Consider the following 18,951-nt stretch of genomic DNA (forward strand, 5'->3'; position numbering starts at 1 on the left):
TAATCACTGCATGAATTATATCCCCGCATAGGAAATCCACAATTTGTTAAGCTGAAGGGACTTCTTATCTGGAGTGACAGAATCTGAAGTTGTTATTTAGGGATCCTGTTGAATTGTATATAGACCTGCTGATCCAGTCCCCTCTTTGCGATGAAGACGATAATCCTCACCAAAAATGCTCTCACAAATCTGCGCACTTCTCCTTTGCTCTGTGAGCATCTTTTTCAATTTCTAACTTTATATAATGGGACTTATATAAAGTTAGCCTTCAAAAGACGGAGCGGGTAATCTATACAGCAGTGACAGTGGGAGATGATTTTCACCGCGAATTTATGCAGATATCGCTACGTGAAATCTGTAAGGTAACGCCCCTGCATCTTTATCAGAATCGACGTAGCGTTGTCAGAATTCAGGAGTTCGCTTTTAAAGCTATTTATGGGCAAATTATCACCCACTCACCAGATACTGCCTGTTATTCAGGCGGAGGAAGAGGTTCTGGCCAGGCTCAAGGAGTTTGTTCAGGACAAGGAGGCATTTTCACCCAATACCTGGCGACAGCTGATGAGCGTTATGCGGATCTGTCATCGGTGGTCGGCAGAGAATCGCCGTCAGTTTTTGCCTATGCTTCCGGCAGACCTTCGTGACTATTTGAACTGGTTGCAGGAGAATGGCCGGGCCTCTTCAACCGTCTCAACGCATGGTTCTTTAATTTCCATGTTACACCGTAACGCTGGCCTCACCCCTCCTAACACCTCACCGCTGGTATTCCGCGCTGTCAAAAGGATAAATCGTGTTGCGGTTGTCACGGGGGAACGAACGGGTCAGGCGGTGCCTTTCCGTCTTGAAAATCTTCTAGAGCTCGATGCGTTATGGTCTGACTCGAAATTGCTTCGCCAAAAACGGGACCTTGCATTTCTTCATGTTGCTTACAGCACGCTGCTGCGTATCAGCGAATTAGCCCGCCTCCGGGTTCGTGACATCTCCCGGGCGTCCGATGGCCGAATCATCCTCAATGTCAGTTATACCAAAACCATTGTTCAGACAGGCGGCCTGATTAAATCTCTTAGCTCGCAGTCCTCACGGCGATTGTCTGAATGGTTATCGGTGGCAGGTATCAGCACCGAACCCGATGCTTTTCTCTTTTGTCCGGTACACCGCTCGGGGAACGCGACTCTCTCCATCACCCGTCCGTTGAGCACGCCAGCGATAGAATTTATTTTTTCTACGGCCTGGCATACGGTTGGCGTTTCTGAAACCATCACCCCAAATAAAGGGCGCTATACGCGATGGACCGGCCACAGTGCCCGTGTCGGCGCTGCTCAGGATATGGCGGGCCGTGGCTACGCTGTTGCCCAGATTATGCAGGAAGGGACATGGAAAAAGCCTGAGACACTGATGCGTTATATCCGTAATCTGCAGGCACATGAAGGGGCGATGGTCGATCTGATGGAAAGGAATAGTAAATAAAGCACGCAGAAATTAATAATTCATACTTAATAAATATTAATTACCATCTTCTTTCTCCGCGATGGCATTAAGGCTCACGGAGCATGCCCGTAAGCCATAGCCAGCAGTCTCAGGCTCATTTCGCCATTGCCTTCTCGTTCTTCGTTCGCAATTTTTTCGCCCGACTTTCAAGTAGCAAATAACACACAAGAGCGAGCAGCAACGGCAGGAAGTAGTAGAGCAGGCGATAGGCCAGCAGTGCGGCGATAATCGTGCCCTGCGAAGTATGTTCACCCGCCAGCAGCGCGATAAACACCGCTTCCAGCACACCGATCCCCGCAGGAATATGCACAATCACCCCGGCGATACTGCTGACCAACAGCACACCCAGTACAAAGAAATAGTTCACATCCTGACCCAGCAGCAGCCAGATAATCGCCCCCATTGCCATCCAGTTAGCGCTTGAAATTACCATCTGGGCCAGCGCGAATTTAAACGACGGCAGCACAAGCTTTTGCCCCTTAACCGTCATATGGCGGTGTTTAGCAAAGGCGCAGAACCACACGTAAACCGCCACCATCGCCAGCAGCCCAATGCCTACAATGCGCAATGTGCTGGCGTCGATATACCAGTGCGAAGGCAGTTCGACGACACCGGCGGTGAAGATGATTCCACCCAGCAAAATATAGCCAAGCCAGTTAGTGGTTATGCTCAGCGAGAAAATGCGGGTGATCGTGCCGCCGGGCAGACCCAGCCGCGAGTAAAGCCGGTATCGCATGCCAATGCCGCCAACCCAGGTACTGAGCGTGAGATTAAAGGCGTAGCAGATAAATGACACCAGCATCACCTGACGTGCCGCGAGTTTGTGTCCGCAATAAGCGCGTGCGAGCAGGTCATAACAGCCATACAGGAGATAGCTAAGGATCACCAGCGCCACAGACATCAACAGTGACGTGCGGTTGTAATGACGAATGACCTTCCACACGTCTTCCCAGTTGACCGTGCGGGCATAAACCACCAGCAGTACGGCTATGGCGATAAAGAAAATACCGGTGAGGATTTTTTTCGCCAGACGCCACTTTGGATGCGATGTGGACATCAGGGTTTCACCTCCGATTTCTCTGACGTCACCCGATCCTGCGTTTCAATTTCGGGCTGTACGGGCGCTGTTACCAGAGAAAGCCTTGGCGTGTGTGCCGGTAGCCAGCCGACCATTGCCGGGAATTTACGCAGGAAGTGGAAAACGACCACGTTTTTCGCCAGGTTCCACCAGGTGCGTTTCGGGGCCATGGTTTCATCCACACGCTGGCAGTCATTAGCGATAATGCCGTTGAGATTTTCACGCAGCGTCTGGTTAAACGTGCGGTCATGGATAATGAGATTGGCCTCAAGGTTGAGCGACAAGCTCAGCGGATCGAGATTGCTCGAGCCGACCGTCGCCCAGTGAGCGTCCATCAGCGCGACTTTGCCGTGCAGCGGACGACGCCGATATTCATAGACCTGCACCCCGCCTTTCAGCAGATAGTTGTACAGTAGTTCCGCACCGACTTTGACAATCGGCATATCCGGTTCCCCCTGCACAATGAGCTTCACCCTTACCCCACGGCGGGCCGCATTACGCATGGCGTGCAGCAGACGGTAGCCAGGAAAGAAATAGGCGTTGGCGATAATCACTTCACGCTTGGCGCTGGAGAGCATTTTCAGATAGTGGCGCTCAATGTCATCACTGTGATCGTCGTTATCCCGCCAGACAAACAGCGCCTGCGCCTCGCCGGGATGACGATTTTCGGCCGCATGATAGCGGCGACGTTGCTGCCACCATCGGCGGGTTTGTGCATGGTCGGGCAGATTTTCCAACTCAAATTTTAAAATGTCATCCACCACCGGGCCTTCTACCCGCACGGCGTAGTCCTGTTTGGCCTCGGGGCCGTAGTCGGACATGTGCTCGGCGGAGTAATTAATCCCGCCGACAAATGCCAACTTATTGTCGATGACAACAATTTTACGGTGCATACGCCGGAACAAATTGGTTCGCATACCAAACAGTGGCCGCCGTGGATCGTAATAGCGAAAAGCGACGCCTGCCGAAGTCAGTTCGCTGACGAAATCATCGCTCAGGCCATGCGAGCCATACCCGTCGAGCAGCACCTGAACGTCGACACCGCGCAGTGCGGCGCGCAGGAGCACCGCATGCAAACGGCGACCCACGTTATCTTCAAACCAGATAAAAGTTTCGAGAATCACTTTACTCTGAGCGTTATCAATAGCGTCAAATAATGCCGGATAATATTCGTCGCCATTTTCCAGAAGCTGGATGTGATTCCCTTCCTGCCATGCTGTTTTCATAGGTGGATCTCCGCGCTTAACGGGGCATGATCGGACAGATGACGCCAGTTACGCAGCGGCAGCGCGGCGGGCGTGCTGGCATTGGCATTTTTCACGTAGATTCTGTCAAGACGCAGTAGCGGCATACTGACCGGGAAAGTGCGCGCCGGTCGACCTTTCGCACGGGTGAAAATCTCATCCAGGCCCGCCCGCATTTTAAGCGGATGGTTGGCCTTTTGCCGCCAGTCGTTGAAATCACCCGCGACCAGCACCGGTTCTCCCTCCGGGAAAGCGTTAACCCACTCGGCAAGTATGTTGAGCTGCGCCTGACGGTGCGCTTCGCGCAGGCCAAGATGTACGCAAATCACATGGACAGGAAAATCCAGCTGGGGAGGCACAATGCGGCAGTACAACAGACCCCGGTTCTCACTACCCGCAACCGACACGTCGCGATTCTCATAATGTTCAATGGGATAGCGAGATAGCACGGCGTTACCGTGATGACCTTCAGGGTAAACCGCGTTGCGCCCGTAGGCAAAATCGTTCCACGTGGTGTCAGCAAGAAACTCGTAATGGGTTTTGTCCGGCCAGTTTTCAACCTGCAACGAATGCACTTCATGCGCGCCCATCACTTCCTGCAGGCAGACGATATCGGCGCTGACGGTGCGTACCGCGTCGCGCAACTCGGGTAAAATGAAGCGTTTATTAAACGCATTGAAGCCCTTATGTGTATTAATCGTCAGTAGCTTTAACGAAAAGTGCCGGGTGTTTTGGGTCATTTACTCTCCTGCCAGTGTCACTATCTTGATGAAAATAAAGTATAGTTTCTGTCACGAAAAGCGGAGCAGTTATGGATTTTTCCCAAAAGTCCGGTCTTTCAGGGCTGCGCTTTCCGCGCAACTTTGCAGATGCAGCCGGGATAAGGCAGGTCGTGGTTATGCCATTTCTCAGATTGCGCAAAACAACAAATCTAAAATCAGAGTGTTACAAATAGCACACTTCATACTTGTGAAATAGTACATCTATTTGAGCAGACGTTTGATGTTCATATCGATGTCATTCTGAATGGATTTCTGCGTTTCGGAAGTGATCTGTTCCCGGAACATATCCTTCGCTAAGTTTGCAAAACCGGCCGCCGCATCGCAGATTTTCTCTATGATCAAACTTGCCTGAATTGGCGTTAATTCTGCTTCTTCCTTTGCAAGAGTCAGGATGTGTTTTCGGTCAATTTCCAGCGCCTCTCCCATGACATCCATTTGATGATAACCCCCTGGGCCTTCGCAATACGTGACATCGTATGCTGGAGCCAGTGTCCATTTGCCGTCAGGCGACATCAGATATGAGAAGTTTTTTGGATGATCATCGCGGTTATTGAACGCAATGTTGAAAACTACACGCTCAAAAGCCAGCACCTTCTCACGGGCATCATTGGTGCACATCTGCGTCGCGCGCAGGAAATTCGTATAGTCGAGTGCGCCAGGGGACTGGTAATTGGCACCTGTGAAAGCGGCAAGGCTTTGCATGGGCACCCTCATCCCCTTTTCCCGGTCAAAGCGTTTTGTGGCGAATGCCGCCTGGCCATCAGGCAGACTGAAATACTGTGTGTCTGGCGTCTGGATGCCGCATATACGCAGGCATTGCGAATAAACCGCTTCGATGGCGCACACTTCCGGATGCTCTTGCTTTGCCGGAAACTTAATCAGCCAGTTTTCCAGCCCTGCCGCAGGCCGGGTCGTGAATGTGCCTGAAAGCGGATCACGGGAAAGCAGCGCTTTCGGTCGGGCACCCTGAGGCGATCCCCCCATTTGCAGTAACCGCTGCAAAAACGCCCCGCCTTCGCCATCGAGAACTTCCTGAACTTCAGAGGCAAGTTGTGTAAGCGGAATGTCTTCTTTTAAAGCCGATGCTTCAGGTTGTGCTGGCTGGAATGACATCGCCCCCATGGCGTTGGCACCAATATAGGTTAACCTTTCCAGTGGCCCGATCCGGGCGACACTCAAACCCCGCTGTTTGAACAAACGATCCATCAAAAGCATCCCCCAGCCATCGGGGAGAGAATCATAAACTGGCCCGGGTAAACCTAACTGATGTTGTGGAAAATCTTGTCTTAGTTTTCCACCGCGCAACGGTAAGGTGTACGCAGACAATTCCAGACCTTTTCGTAATGCCTCATCGCTGTATTCGAACATGATGAGCGGACGACCTGTAAGAGCGGTTGAGGACACAAGTGTTCCCCACAGCCAGTGTTCACCCCAGCCCTCATAGTACACATCGATTTTATTCGGCATCGTCAGTTCTCTTCCTGATTCGTTGGCGTTTTAAGCTTTTTTCATACTTAAGGATGTCATCCAGAGTGTCCACCTTCGGCTTGAAAAGGGCCTCCAGCTCCCTGAACCGACCCAGCACCATCGCAACTCTCACTACATTTTCAAACCCGACATTCTTCCCTGATTCAAGATTCGACACGGTGTTCACACCGATACCGGCACGGGCAGCGACTTCGGCCTGAGTCATCTGCTGCGAAAGCCTTTCCTTGCGCAGCCGGTCGCAGAGCAGTTTAACAACCTCGCCAGGCTTGGTAAGACTTAAATCCATCATGCAGTGTGTTATCCACGATAAAAGCGTTTAATACACTCTATTATAGAGTTAAGTTTTTTTATGGCAATGTCATTAAGACCCTAAATTTGGGATTTATCAGGCATTAAAGAAGATAATTCATGCTATAGAAGAGTTATCAGGCCAGGCTGGCATCCTTCCTGGGCTGAAGGACGAGCCTTAACGAGTCAGTGTGTAACAGGTGATTGATCTTAAGTTGCGTAACGTTTGTCCGGAAACCTCAAAGACAGGCATTAGTTAACCGGAAGAAAACTGCGTTCAACAATTGCACCCTCAGTAGGTACCACTTCGAGTTCATCATTTTGCAGATGTACATTGTCTGGCAGATTTAAGCTGTCTACCGTGATCGTATTGACCCGCCAGGGGGTCATATAGCTGACCAAAAGATCACCGTCGTCATTTGTTTTCGCACCAAACTGATTATAAAAACTGACTCCGGCGGTGTGCGGTACTCGTACCAGTGCGGCGGTATCCCCCAGTTGCTGACCGAACGTGACCCCTTTGCTGTAAACCAAAACACTGCCACTCACATCCGCATGATAGACACCCTCGGTACTGTTGCGTGTCACACCAAAATTGGCTTCACCCGTATTGTATTGGTACCCCGTCGTGGCTTCTAACTCATCGTCACCATGGATCGTGTGTTTTGCTGTCACGTCATACGTCAGACTGTAGTCATCCATTGCTGCACCGTAGAGATTAACACCGTTACTGTTTTTATCCCGGCTGGACAGATCGGCCAGATATCCGATATTTGGCGTTTGGCTTCCCATTGAAAAGGGAATGCTAATGCTAAAACCGAAGACAGATTCTGTCGGGTCGTCCAGATCCCTTTCTCTGCCGGCATACATGCTTATATCCATGTCGTTAAAGCGGGTGTCTACATTAAGCGTGAGACTTTGATGACTGCCATGCCGCATCCGCGAGCGCGTCCAGTCCCAGCTCAGGCTCAGCGTGGAGTCTTCGCTAAAGTTCTGATTTACCTCGAACTGTCCCCGGACTGCGCGCCGTACGGTGTCATCATCCCAGCCGTAACGTAACGAATCAGCACGATCTATTTTCTCTTCCATAGTCCGGTACTGACTACCGTGTGGCCAGGCCTGTAGCTGAGCGTTGAGGTGTGTCTGGGTAGTTAAAAAAGCTTTCGAATAGCGAAGCCGCCACACCGTTCCGCTATTGTTTTCACCTTTCTGGCGATAGCGTGCTGCACTGAAATCAACAGAAAGTGCGCCGAGCGCATAGAGATCTTTACCCAGCCCGACAACCTGACTTGCATAGTTTTCCCCTTGCTGCCCCCCGGCATACAGCGTCAAACCTGGCCCCGCTCCCCAGGAAAAAGTGGACTGTATGAAGCGATCCTTGTCGCTATCATTACCGGTATAAGGTTGAAATCGTCCTGCAACCAACTCATAACTGACTATATTTTCACCGGTAAGGTTCGGCATGACGGACCACGGTATAATTCGGGTTTTCTCGGTGCCATCATCCTCCTGAATGGTGATTTCCAGATCACCCTGCGGATCGGGCGGGTAAAAATCTTTAATCGAAAAAGAGCCTGCCGGCACGTGGATACGGTACACGCGCAGTCCGTTTTGATGAATCGTGACTTCTGCGTCAGTGTGCGCGTAGCCATTAATCCAGGGTGAGGAAGGCCGCCAGCGATCGGGAAACATTGCCTGATTGCTGGCTAATGAGATACCGCGAAAGCTGAGAGCCTCAAACATTGCCGCCGAGGTTGTCCCGTCACCCAGGGTGAAGCGGGAACGCATCGACTGAATACTGCGCCACAAAGAATAGGAACGGGTGTAAGAACCCTGGTCTCCTGTCTGCTCGTGCCAGAAGGTATTCTGATAGCGTAAACGCCACGCGCCAACATTCAGGCCGCTATCCAGATTGAGAGAAGCATCATTCCCGAGTGTATCCCACTGACTTTTCGTATTCAGGTGGTCCAGGTCAACACGGTAATTTGTAAAAAATGCATTGATACCGTCGTCCCAACGGCTGGTTACTACGCCATTTTGCTGAGGAATGATGGTGTTTTTGGGGAACAGCAGTGTCAGAAGACCCGCAGATTTACTGTACCAGAACTGAAAATGAAACTGCGTTGCTGACTTGCGGGTCAGGCATCCTGCTGCATTCCAGGCAAGACGTGAAACGATCTCTTTACGTACCCCCCACTCTTCCAGCAATGAATGGGTCAGGCAGGGGTAATCTCCGCTGATATCCAGAGATATAGCGCCTTTATAAGTGTTATTGAAAATAATAAATGTTTTATCCGCAGCGTGGGCTGGCCGGACAAAAAACCAGGAGAGGAGAACAATAAACAGAGGGATATGTCGCACAGGTTAGGGGCAAAAAACCGCTAAGCGAAGACAGGTTTTCCTGACTCCGCTTAGCAGATTTATTACTACTGCAGACGAGCGAGTTTAGCGCGAGCCTGATTCAGGTCCTGCTGTACTTCACGGACATCATTCTGTTTTTCAACCAGTTTACGCTGGTATTTAGAGATTTTCTGACGGTCACCGCGAGCCTGGGCCTTGTTCAAATCGGCCTGCACTTCGTTGACGTCTTTTGTTTTCTCAGCCAGTTTCTTCTCAAGCTTCGAGACATCCTTCTGGGCATCAGAGAGATTGTTGTTGTGATTATTATTGTTGTTATTGTTGTGATTGTTGTTGTCGTTGCAGTGTGCCGTCACTTCAGCCAGACCCTTTTTCAGGCCCGCAACTTTGTTGGTGTTGCCATACTTCTGAGCAATCGAGATTTGTTTTTCCAGTGAAGCACGCTTTGATGCGCAGTTGTCTGATGCGTGAGCAGCGGTGAAGAAACCTGTCGCCATGATCAGAGTTAAAGCTGTTGTTAATTTTTTCATTGTCGATCTCCTTGGTCAGTTACATGCCCAATACCGGGGCCCTAATTTCTGAACAAAGTGTAAAATCACGCAGTGGCGTTTACGACGCGTCCGCTTCCTCATTTTCGTGTAGGACTGTCTCCAGCTTCTGTAGGCTTACTTTCAGCGTTTCACAAAGATAAATCAGCGCGCTTTCCAGTTCCGCCAGCTCAGGCTGCGTGATTCGTTGTTCGAGCCGGATGCACAGCGCCTCAATCTCGGGAACACCCAGTAACTGCAACCCACCCCGCAAGCGATGAAGTTTTGATGGCAATTCCTGCTGGTTCATCCCATTGCTTTGTGCGAACCAGCGGAGCATCTCTTCCAGTTCGTTAATTTGCAGGGTAAGAAAAATGCGGCCATTTTTACCTTCCAGCAACGCGGCGGGTAAGTTAATTTTGGGCGGGTCATTTGTGAATGTCAGACTCTGAATACCATCGGTTAATTGCTCTAAAGTGATGGGTTTAAACAGACATCCATCCATTCCTGCGGCAATAGCCGCCAGGCGCGTGTTGTCACGGGCATCAGCCGTAACGCCGAGCAAACGGATGTCGGGATAATGCTGGTGAATGTGGGTGGCAAGCTCAAAACCGTCCATTTCCGGCATATTGCAGTCAGTAACGATCAGATCAGCGTGATGATGTTCAAGATGCGCGATTAACGCTTTTGCGCTGGCAAAGCTGGTTGCATGATGTCCAAGGTGAATAAGTTGATGTTCAAGCAGCATTCTTCCTGCACTGTTATCGTCGACGATGAACACCTGCAAGTGGTAAGGCCGGAAGACTTCTGCTGGAGAGTTACCGGCAAGGGTATCAATTGCTGCGGGCAAAAGAGGCAAGCACAAATGAACGGTGACCTGCGTTCCTTGCAGTGGCTGGCTTTGCAACACCATTTCCCCTCCCATCTTTTCGATGAGCTTTCGGCAAATGTACAACCCCAGGCCGCTCCCCTCGCCAGTTCGCTTATTCTCGCCCTGAGAAAATCGCTCGAAGAGCCCCTTTTGAACGTCAGGCGAAATTCCTTTGCCGGTATCTTGCACATCGATCTGCAGGTTTATCCTGTTGTCAGTCTCTGCCAGATGGTGAATCGCCCTGAGCGTTACACTACCGGAAGGCGTGAACTTAATGGCGTTACCGAGTAAGTTTGAAATGATTTGCCGCAGACGAAGAGGATCGACGAACACGTCATCTTTCAGCTCGCTGTCCATTTCCAGATTAAACTTCAGCCCTTTTTGCGCCGCCACCCCCTCAAAGAGCAAGGCAATGGATTCAAGCAGGGTAAGTAGTGGTGTTCTGCAAGGATAAAGCGTCAATTTCCCTGCCTCAATGCGCGACACATCCAGGATATTACCAATCAGCGACAGCAAAGATTGCCCTCCCTGCCAGGCTGCCTGAATGCGTTTCTGATTATCTTCTATATCGTGAGGGCGTTTCATAACCAGTTCAATCAGGCCAATGATGGCACTGACCGGCGTCCTCAATTCATGACTCATTGTTGCGATGAAGTGGCTTTTGATCTCATTCGCATTATCAGAGACGATTTTAGATTTTTTTAATATTTTCATCCTGCGTTGCAATACGACTAAATACCAGCAACTGAGCGCCGACAGCCCCATAAATATTACAGCCAGAGAAATCCACAATGCTTTGTGATCAATAAAAAGATTAGTCGCCGATACCAGATGTTGATTGATGCTGCCGCTATTGCGAGTGATGGCGTGAAATTCTTCGGGAGGAATATTAATAAGTGCTTTGTTCAGAATGGTTAACAATGGGTACAAGTCTTGTGAGACGCCCAATGAAAAACGCATGGGTGCGGTATCTACGCTGCCGAGGATTTCTAATCCAGAAAATTCATCGGCACTTAACCAGTCATTGGCCACCAGAAGAGGGACAAGCATGATGTCACAATGCCCCTGCAGCACACACATAAGACCTGTTCTCCAGGTGTCCGTTCTGATGACATTCCCGTCATCATGCATTTGCAGCCAGTCTTTAGGCCGCTGATCGCGAAGTGCGACAATGTGTGGGGCCCGCATATTCATTCGGGCATTTTTTTTGCCTACCATGACCCAGGAGTTGTAAAGCCAGGTCCGGGTCGTCAAAAGATTATGCTGCCATATATTTTTCTGAATCGCTCCGGCAACAAGATCACTTTCTCCGTTCTCGACTGCCTTCAGGGCAGCATCAAAATTCGGATAGGGTTTAATCTCAAAATGAAAACCGGTGCGTAATCTTAATGCGGTAAGGAGGTCCGCCATAATACCGTGGAGCTGACCAGCTGCGTTAATCCACGAAATAGGACTATTGCCTTCAATCACTGCAACGCGAATTTTAGGATGGTCTTCAATCCACTTATGCTCAAGAGGGGTGTATGCGGGACGCTGCTCACTCAGCGAAAGGGGAAATCCTCCATTCCAGCGTCTGTGAATTTCTACTGAGACATTGTCGGGTAAGGCTTCAAGTATTTTATTGATAACCTCAATCCAGGGCTTATTCTGCGGTAATGCCGCAAAAGCAAAACCGACAGCCTTAAAGGAACGATCAACAGGTCGGGTGGAAAGATTGCTGAAATTCGACTGGCTTATCAGATATTGCGTTGTGGTCACATCGCAGATAAAAACGTCGATATGCCGGAACATCAGCGCTTCTAAGGCAAGACGGTTGGAGGAAAATGTTGCTAACTGCGCGCCGGGGAACTGTTCCAGAATAGCTTTGCTGTTGAATTGAGGGCATATTGCAATCCGCCGCGTATGCTGATGGGAGGGCGAATCAATATTCTCAACCTCTACTGGCGTATTAATACTATAAGGTCTGCTCAGCACCATATGCTTATCGAGCTGACTTTGGCCTGCCTGAGCGATTAAATCTGCTTTGCCATTCACCAGTGCAGACATTGCATCATGGTAACTGGGGTAGCGAAGAACCTCGATATTGATATTGAGATTTTCAGCAATTAACCCCAAAAAATCGGCATTGATGCCACCGTAATCGTTTAATCCGGTCGTGATGTCATAAGGCGGGGACATAGGTAGCCAGACTGCAAGCCGCAACTGGCGATGTTCACGCACCCAGCGCCACTGTTCTCCACTTAAACCAGGGTTTTCGAGAGTAAATTTACTGCGGGCCAGCAACTGTAATTCATTCTCTGAGGCGAAAGCCTGCCCGAAAAAAATACTCATTACGTACCAGACAATCATCCACCACCTTAACATGCTCATATGTCCTCAAGCAGATTCATAAGGATATCAAGGCTTTTAACATTACACTTTTCCAGCATTCTGACTTTATAAGTACTGATCGTCTTATGGCTGAGGAGCAATATATCGGCAATTTGCTTATTTGTTTTTCCTCGCCTGAGATACTGCAAAACAGTCAATTCCCGGTCAGACAAGCGGGATAGCAAATTATCCTGAGGTTGTGGTGATTGTAATTTTTGGCGGATAAACCCCATCACTTCTGCCGGGAAAAAATGATAATTTGCGAGGATTAAACGGCAAATAGGATCCAGTTCTTCGAGATCAATATTTTTATTTACAAAGCCATCAGCCCCGGCCTCTAACGTTCGCTGAGCATACACTTCGGCGGATTGGTTGGTATAAATCAGGATTTTAAGGTTCGGGAAATGTTGTTTAATACGAGGTAACATGTCAAGGCCGTCACTTCCATTCAACTCAAGATCCAGCAGGAGCAGGTCGGGTGTGCTTTGGTGTATTTGTTGGAGTAATCTGTCTCCATTAGAGCTGGTTACACAAAAATCGCCTTTGTTCTCAAGCGTAATTTTTAGTGCGAAACAAATTGCAGGGTGATCGTCGACAAGTAAAATCGGAATCATAATGTTTTGTTTACGCCTGTCAATTTATTGTCTGTAATGCAGATACTATACAAATTTATTTTATAATGTACCTTTCCTTTGCAACGCAGTATAAATTGGTTTTTTATTTAAAAAATAGAATGTCAAATTTAATAAAATGAATTTGTGTGCGCGGCATAATAGTAGCGTCATGTTTTTGTTGATGTGACTGAATAATCAGGAGGCTAAACTTACATCCAAAATAGAATTATTTGGTGACCAGAAGGGAGAATTGACAAGCAACGTGCTGATGGAACGCTTACGGGGGAGTCTGAAACATGAGTAGCTGCAGCTTGTGCCACAGCCTGTCCGTGCGATGTGAACAAAGTACTGAGAAAAAAGTGCCCTGCTTAACCTGGGAAATCTATTCATCTGAGGTTCTTAAATCAGGACACAGGAGACTCAGTAATGTCCGGTCACAGCCGCCGCAGTAAGAGGATGGTCAGAACCTGCAATAACCATCGTGCGGGCGACAGGATGTGCACCATTACCATTCGTCGCTGCGGCCATTGCTACAGGATGGTCGGATGAAGCGATTGCAGCACCGCGGGCAACAGGGTGTGCTCCATTACCACTGGTCGCTGCCGCCATGGCAACAGGATGGTCGGATGTAGCCACAACAGTTGCTCTGGCGATCGGATGATAATGAGCAAATGCCGGGAGACTAACGGCCGCAATGGTTAATGCCAGAATGATTCTTTTCATCATATTACCTCTAAAAACTAAGAACATTATTTACAGCATGGAACGACAATTAACGTATCTGTTTCGGTCAGATTCCAATGCGTAGCAAAACCTCATCTAGGAAGTTCAATTTTCACACGCCATCATCAATGCATATCAAATAGTTTAAAAGTATATTTTTGTTTATATTTAAATTTATATAAAATAACTGGCATCGGATTGTCGTTGTTTTTCAATTTCGACCCAATGATTGATGTTATGACATAGTGACTATGTCTCTGGAGCAGATAGCTACGCCGCGACAGCTCCTTTTTATTAGTCACCCTAAAATGAGTGCATTCATTTTGTATTTTTAACATCGATCCATAATCCTCTGTCATCCCATTAAAATGCAGAGTTTATGTTTTTATTGTGATCGCGATCACTCAAATATCCCTAATGGCTTTAATTCGCACTAACCTGACCAATTCCACTAATAGGTAATGGCTATCCTTTTTAGTTATGTGATTATTCTACTCTGGTTTCAATTTTAACCTGCAAGCGGCTGTCACTCTGGTTTTTTAAATATATGAAATTGCATTTTTTAAAAAGTATTTTACCCGTAAAGTCTGGAGGATTGCTTGGGAGTAATTTTCACTTAATTCTCAAGTGTGATAAAACAAAAAAGGGCTATATCCAATGCACCAATGCAGGTATCAAAAAATAATTAGGGAGAAGAGAATGAATAAAGTCGTTCTATCCAGTGTTGTTTTGTTATTTATGTCACCACAATTTTCTTTGGCGGCCACCAATAATCAAATGACGCAAGATAATGGCGCCCCTGTTGGGGACAATCAAAATTCACAAACTGCCGGACCCGCAGGTCCAACTTTATTGCAGGATGCCCATCTGCTGCAGAAACTCCAGCGGTTTGACCGCGAGCGGACACCTGAACGGGTTGTGCACGCCCGTGGAACAGGAGTCTTTGGGGAGTTCAAAGCAGAAAAGAACATTTCGAACTTAACGGTCGCGAAGGTCTTTAGTGCGGGCACCACAACGCCTGTGTTTGTTCGCTTTTCAACGGTTATCCATCCGAAGGGGTCACCAGAAGAATTGCGCGATCCGCATGGTTTTGCCATGAAATTTTATACCTCTGAAGGTAACTGGGATTTAGTGGGATTAAGTGAACCCATATTCTTTATCCGCGATGCGATGAAGTTCCCCGACATGATTCATTCGCTCAAGCCCTCTCCTGTTACCAATGTGCAGGACCCGAACAGGTACTATGACTTTTTCAGTCATCAGCCTGAAAGCACGCATATGTTGACGCGTATTTTTTCGTATCAGGGTATCCCGTCGTCCTATCGTAAAATGGATGGTTTTGGCGTACATGCCTTTAAGTTTGTAAACGATAAAGGCGAAGTGACCTATGTTAAATTCCATTTCAAAAGCCGTCAGGGTGTCGCCGGTTATAGTGGCACGCAGGCTAAAGAACAGCAGGCGAAAGATTTCAATAATCTGACTAACGATCTGTATAACACCATTAAGGCCGGTAAATATCCGGTCTGGGATTTATATATAAAAACGCTTAAGCCGGCGCAGCTTAATAATTTCAAGTTCAATCCCCTGGATGACACAAAAGAGTGGCTCAACGTCCCTGAAACTAAAATAGGCACACTGACGTTGAATAAAGTACCTGACAATTTCTTTGAAACCACGGAGCAAGTCGCATTCGACCCGTCTAACCTCATTCCCGGAATAGAAGCATCGGAAGACAGAATGTTACAAGGGAGGCTTTTCTCCTATGCGGATACGCATATGTACCGCCTCGGGGCAAATTATCAAAATATTCCAGTTAACCGCCCGAAAGTCGAGGTGCGAAATTATAACCAGGATGGCAGTGGTCATCAGGGCATGACCTCCGGGGATGTGAATTATCAGCCTTCAGTAGCTGACAACGCCGTGAAGGATAATCCGGCATACAAAAAAACCACCCCAACACTCGAAGGCACGGTGCAACAAGCAATCATTGCGAAAACGGACAACTTTGAGCAAGCCGGTATTTATTACCGCTCAATGACTCCGCAACAGCAAAACGATCTTATTGACGATCTGGGCAATGACTTAATGCAAGTTAAGAACGAGCAGGTACGACACACAATGCTGAGCTATTTTTATCGGGCCGATGCGGAATATGGAAAACGTCTTGCTGAACATACAAAAGACGATCTTGCGATGATTCAAAAAATGGCAGAAAAATTAACCGATTAAATAAGGAGCCTGCCTGCGTAAACAGGCAGGATATAACGATGAAGATAATTAAATGCGCCGTGTGCTTTTGCTTTCTTTTATTTATTCACTCAGCAATGGCGAAATTAACTCCCGGAGTCATTGATGCGGCACGCTACGGAGAGGTTAACATCCTCAAAAAAGCAGTTGCCTCCGGTTTTGATATTAATCAAACAGACGATCATGGATACACTTTGCTGATATTAGCGACCTATCATGGCCAATATGACACCGCCAAATATCTGTTATCACAAGGCGCTGATCCGTCATTGCTGGATAACCACGGTAGAAGTGCACTGATGGGCGCCGCATATAAAGGCGACATTAACGCTGCAAAAGTCATTCTTAGCGATCCCCGGACGAACATCAATCAGCAAAATGAGGTTGGCCAGACTGCGGCTATGTATGCCGCCCTCTTTGGACACAAGGCGTTCCTGACCTACATGCTAAAACAAGGTGCTGACCTCAGCCTTTCGGATAAGCAAGGGAACAGTGCGGCAACGCTGGCAAAACAGCAGGGTAATACGTCGTTGTCCGACTGGATCACCTCGCAGAGCAAATGAGCCAATGAGAGCCGGGGCCTGCTGAACAATACAGACGCGTACCGTGAATAAGGTTTACGTTGCATGGATGATAAGTGATATACACCTGTCATTCAGCAAAAGTTACATTTATTCAATAAGAAAATCATTAGCCTTCGACCATGAAATTAAAAAGTATTCTTTACCTCATTATCTCAATAAATCCGCTCGCCCCGCCTTAATTATTATCATCTTTAAATTCCTGGTCGAAGTGATGTTATAAGTAAGTTGTGATTATATTAAACACATTAGGATTTGATTTTTAGATATTTCTATTTCGTTAATTACAGGATGATACAGGTTAGACTGCTTGGGATTCATTTCAGAATTGCTCTGTGGCTTAAGCCGCATAATATATTTCAGGAAATTTAACTCAGGTATTTATATGATGAAGAGAAATAACCCTCTGCCTCTGTCAGCCGCGCTGAATGAGAGCGAACTGGTGCCAGCGCTACAAGAACAAACGTTGGCGAATCATTATTCTCAGCCATTAAATGAAAACGAAGCAGATACCACTGCGCCAATTCCGCCAGTAATTAACTGGGCCTATGATAACGTCGGAAAAGAAACAGGCTATACCTTTAATGGTGACACGACAGATGATACTACACCGATGCTGCTAGGCTATGCTGAGGCGGGTGCTATCGTGAAAATTTATGATGGTAGCCTATTGATAGGTTCTACGCTCGCAGACCGGCATGGCAGCTGGAGCTTTACAACACCCGTGCTTAGCAAGGATATGCATTCACTTACATCAACTGCGACAGATGCTGCAGGAAATGTCAGTGCACACTCCACGACTTTATCCATCAATGTCGACATCCCGGATGATGCCTCAAACGTAATACCTGTTATTAATCATGCTATTGATAATTTTGGCGATTCCACAGGTACGCTGGTAAACAACAGTACAACTGATGACGCCACGCCTTTATTGCAGGGTTCGGCTGAAGCTGACAGCATTGTCCTTGTTTCCGTCTGGAGTGATGGATATGGCCACTTATTGGGCAGCACGCTCGCTGACAGCCACGGAAACTGGACATATGATCCGGCATCATCATCCGCATGGGCTCAACGTGACGGAACCTATACCTTTTCAGTCACCAGTGAGGATGCTGAAGGTCACAGCAGCATGGCCAGTAATCGATTCACTTTGAATATCCAGAGCCCGGATACGACAGTGCCGGATACTCCTGATATCAACTGGTTTTACGATAATGCAGGGAGCAGCAAAGGATATAACTTTTACAATGATACTACTGACGATACGACACCAACGCTTATCGGTTCTGCAGAGGCAGGAAGTATTGTTCAAATTTATAATGGAAGCCATTTGATAGGCTCTACCGTTGCAGACGCGTCCGGGGGGTGGGATTACACCACACCGCCTCAGGATGATGGAGTAAATTCATTCACGGTCACTGCAACGGATAGTGCAGGTAACATCAGCGCACATTCAGAAAATTTTGTGATCAATATTGTTAGCCCTGCTCCTGAAGTCTCAGGTATTAAATATTACTTAGACGACTCAGGAGATAGTCATCATTATTATTATAGTGATACAACTTCAGAGGATACCACCCCTACATTATTTGGTCAGGAAGCACATCAAAGCATCATTAGTATTTATGACGGGAGTCTCCTCATCGGTTCTGTGAGTACTGACACCCTGGGTTCATGGCATTACACAACATCAGCACTGGATACGGGGTCGCACGACTTTACGATAACCACAAGCTTTGATGGTCATACGAGTTCTCATTCTGCAGATTTCCTGATAAATATTGAAACACCCGCTGCTTCCGATGAAAATATTATCAGTGGACAGGATGATGGAATTTATCTTGGGTCGGCTATCAATCTGCAAAATGGGGAGCAGGATACCCTTAATATATCGCTGGGTGATGTTTTTAACCACGCCAGTCCGGATATTTTTGTTGATGATGGCAACCGACAGCTCGCCATTGCAGGTGATGCTAATGATACGGTTAATTTTGAAGTGGGGAATATTAATAACTGGCATGATATGGGGGAAACTACGTCAGGTGGCATCACTTACGACATTTATCAAAATGCGAATGCTCATACCGATTTTCTTATCCAGCATGGGACTGAACTGCACCTGGTGATGTAGTTCTATGATTTTCTGCGAGTGTAGTGGCCATTTAAATCCGACCACTACATTCGTATTTTTCAGAGAAGTTATTTATGGTTTTCTGCATACCCGAGAATAACGTATTTTGCCGAACTGTGCCGCTGATGATGCATTGTTACTAAAGGAGTTTTAGCCAC

The 18,951-nt window shown here is 47.8% G+C and carries 14 protein-coding genes; 4 read left to right on the forward strand and 10 right to left on the reverse strand.

Annotation, left to right across the window (positions count from 1 at the left end; translation table 11 throughout):
* The first annotated feature begins 435 nt into the window (after positions 1–435).
* Positions 436–1,467: a tyrosine-type recombinase/integrase gene (locus tag D5398_RS23540; RefSeq protein ID WP_120509784.1), complete on the forward strand. Its 1,032-nt coding sequence runs from the start codon at positions 436–438 to the stop codon at positions 1,465–1,467.
* A gap of 115 nt (positions 1,468–1,582) precedes the next feature.
* On the opposite strand, the gene D5398_RS23545 is transcribed toward D5398_RS23540, so the two are convergent.
* The 10 genes from D5398_RS23545 to D5398_RS23590 all read right to left on the reverse strand — a co-directional run bounded on the left by D5398_RS23545 (position 1,583) and on the right by D5398_RS23590 (position 13,831).
* A complete protein-coding gene (locus D5398_RS23545) occupies positions 1,583–2,545 on the reverse strand; it encodes a lysylphosphatidylglycerol synthase domain-containing protein (protein ID WP_120509785.1) in 963 nt (320 codons plus the stop codon).
* Positions 2,545–3,792: a cardiolipin synthase ClsB gene (clsB, locus tag D5398_RS23550; protein ID WP_120509786.1), complete on the reverse strand. Its 1,248-nt coding sequence runs from the start codon at positions 3,790–3,792 to the stop codon at positions 2,545–2,547. Before clsB ends, D5398_RS23545 begins: the two co-directional genes overlap by 1 nt.
* On the reverse strand, positions 3,789–4,550 hold the full coding sequence (locus D5398_RS23555) for an endonuclease/exonuclease/phosphatase family protein (RefSeq protein WP_120509787.1): 762 nt from the start codon (positions 4,548–4,550) through the stop codon (positions 3,789–3,791). Before D5398_RS23555 ends, clsB begins: the two co-directional genes overlap by 4 nt.
* 243 nt (positions 4,551–4,793) lie before the next feature.
* The gene (locus D5398_RS23560; RefSeq protein ID WP_120509788.1) at positions 4,794–6,059 is read right to left on the reverse strand and encodes a type II toxin-antitoxin system HipA family toxin; all 1,266 of its coding nucleotides are present in this window, start codon (positions 6,057–6,059) and stop codon (positions 4,794–4,796) included.
* Positions 6,049–6,369, reverse strand: a complete 321-nt coding sequence (locus D5398_RS23565; RefSeq protein WP_120509789.1) for a helix-turn-helix domain-containing protein — start codon at positions 6,367–6,369, stop codon at positions 6,049–6,051. The genes D5398_RS23560 and D5398_RS23565 overlap by 11 nt, the downstream gene beginning before the upstream one ends.
* A gap of 251 nt (positions 6,370–6,620) precedes the next feature.
* Positions 6,621–8,729, reverse strand: coding sequence for a fimbria/pilus outer membrane usher protein (locus D5398_RS23570; protein WP_244216831.1), 2,109 nt, complete (start codon positions 8,727–8,729; stop codon positions 6,621–6,623).
* Positions 8,730–8,794: 65 nt separating this feature from the next.
* Positions 8,795–9,256 (reverse strand): DUF1090 domain-containing protein, encoded by a 462-nt coding sequence (locus tag D5398_RS23575; RefSeq protein WP_120509790.1) that lies wholly within the window; start codon positions 9,254–9,256, stop codon positions 8,795–8,797.
* Between the two features lie 79 nt (positions 9,257–9,335).
* The gene (locus D5398_RS23580; RefSeq protein ID WP_162940832.1) at positions 9,336–12,488 is read right to left on the reverse strand and encodes an ATP-binding protein; all 3,153 of its coding nucleotides are present in this window, start codon (positions 12,486–12,488) and stop codon (positions 9,336–9,338) included.
* A 2-nt stretch (positions 12,489–12,490) separates the two neighbouring features.
* On the reverse strand, positions 12,491–13,108 hold the full coding sequence (locus D5398_RS23585) for a response regulator transcription factor (RefSeq protein ID WP_120509792.1): 618 nt from the start codon (positions 13,106–13,108) through the stop codon (positions 12,491–12,493).
* A 420-nt stretch (positions 13,109–13,528) separates the two neighbouring features.
* Positions 13,529–13,831: a hypothetical protein gene (locus tag D5398_RS23590; RefSeq protein WP_120509793.1), complete on the reverse strand. Its 303-nt coding sequence runs from the start codon at positions 13,829–13,831 to the stop codon at positions 13,529–13,531.
* Positions 13,832–14,530: 699 nt separating this feature from the next.
* Between D5398_RS23590 and D5398_RS23595 the strand changes: the two genes are divergently transcribed.
* From D5398_RS23595 to D5398_RS23605, 3 genes are all read left to right on the forward strand, one after another.
* The gene (locus D5398_RS23595; RefSeq protein WP_120509794.1) at positions 14,531–16,060 is read left to right on the forward strand and encodes a catalase; all 1,530 of its coding nucleotides are present in this window, start codon (positions 14,531–14,533) and stop codon (positions 16,058–16,060) included.
* A gap of 38 nt (positions 16,061–16,098) precedes the next feature.
* A complete protein-coding gene (locus D5398_RS23600; RefSeq protein ID WP_120509795.1) occupies positions 16,099–16,641 on the forward strand; it encodes an ankyrin repeat domain-containing protein in 543 nt (180 codons plus the stop codon).
* Between the two features lie 403 nt (positions 16,642–17,044).
* Positions 17,045–18,793 carry an Ig-like domain-containing protein gene (locus D5398_RS23605; protein WP_120509796.1) on the forward strand — a complete coding sequence of 583 codons (1,749 nt, stop codon included), beginning with the start codon at positions 17,045–17,047 and terminating at the stop codon, positions 18,791–18,793.
* The last annotated feature ends 158 nt before the right edge of the window (positions 18,794–18,951 follow it).

Origin of the sequence: Rahnella bruchi, assembly GCF_003614975.1 — a bacterium.
Classification (GTDB): domain Bacteria; phylum Pseudomonadota; class Gammaproteobacteria; order Enterobacterales; family Enterobacteriaceae; genus Rahnella; species Rahnella bruchi.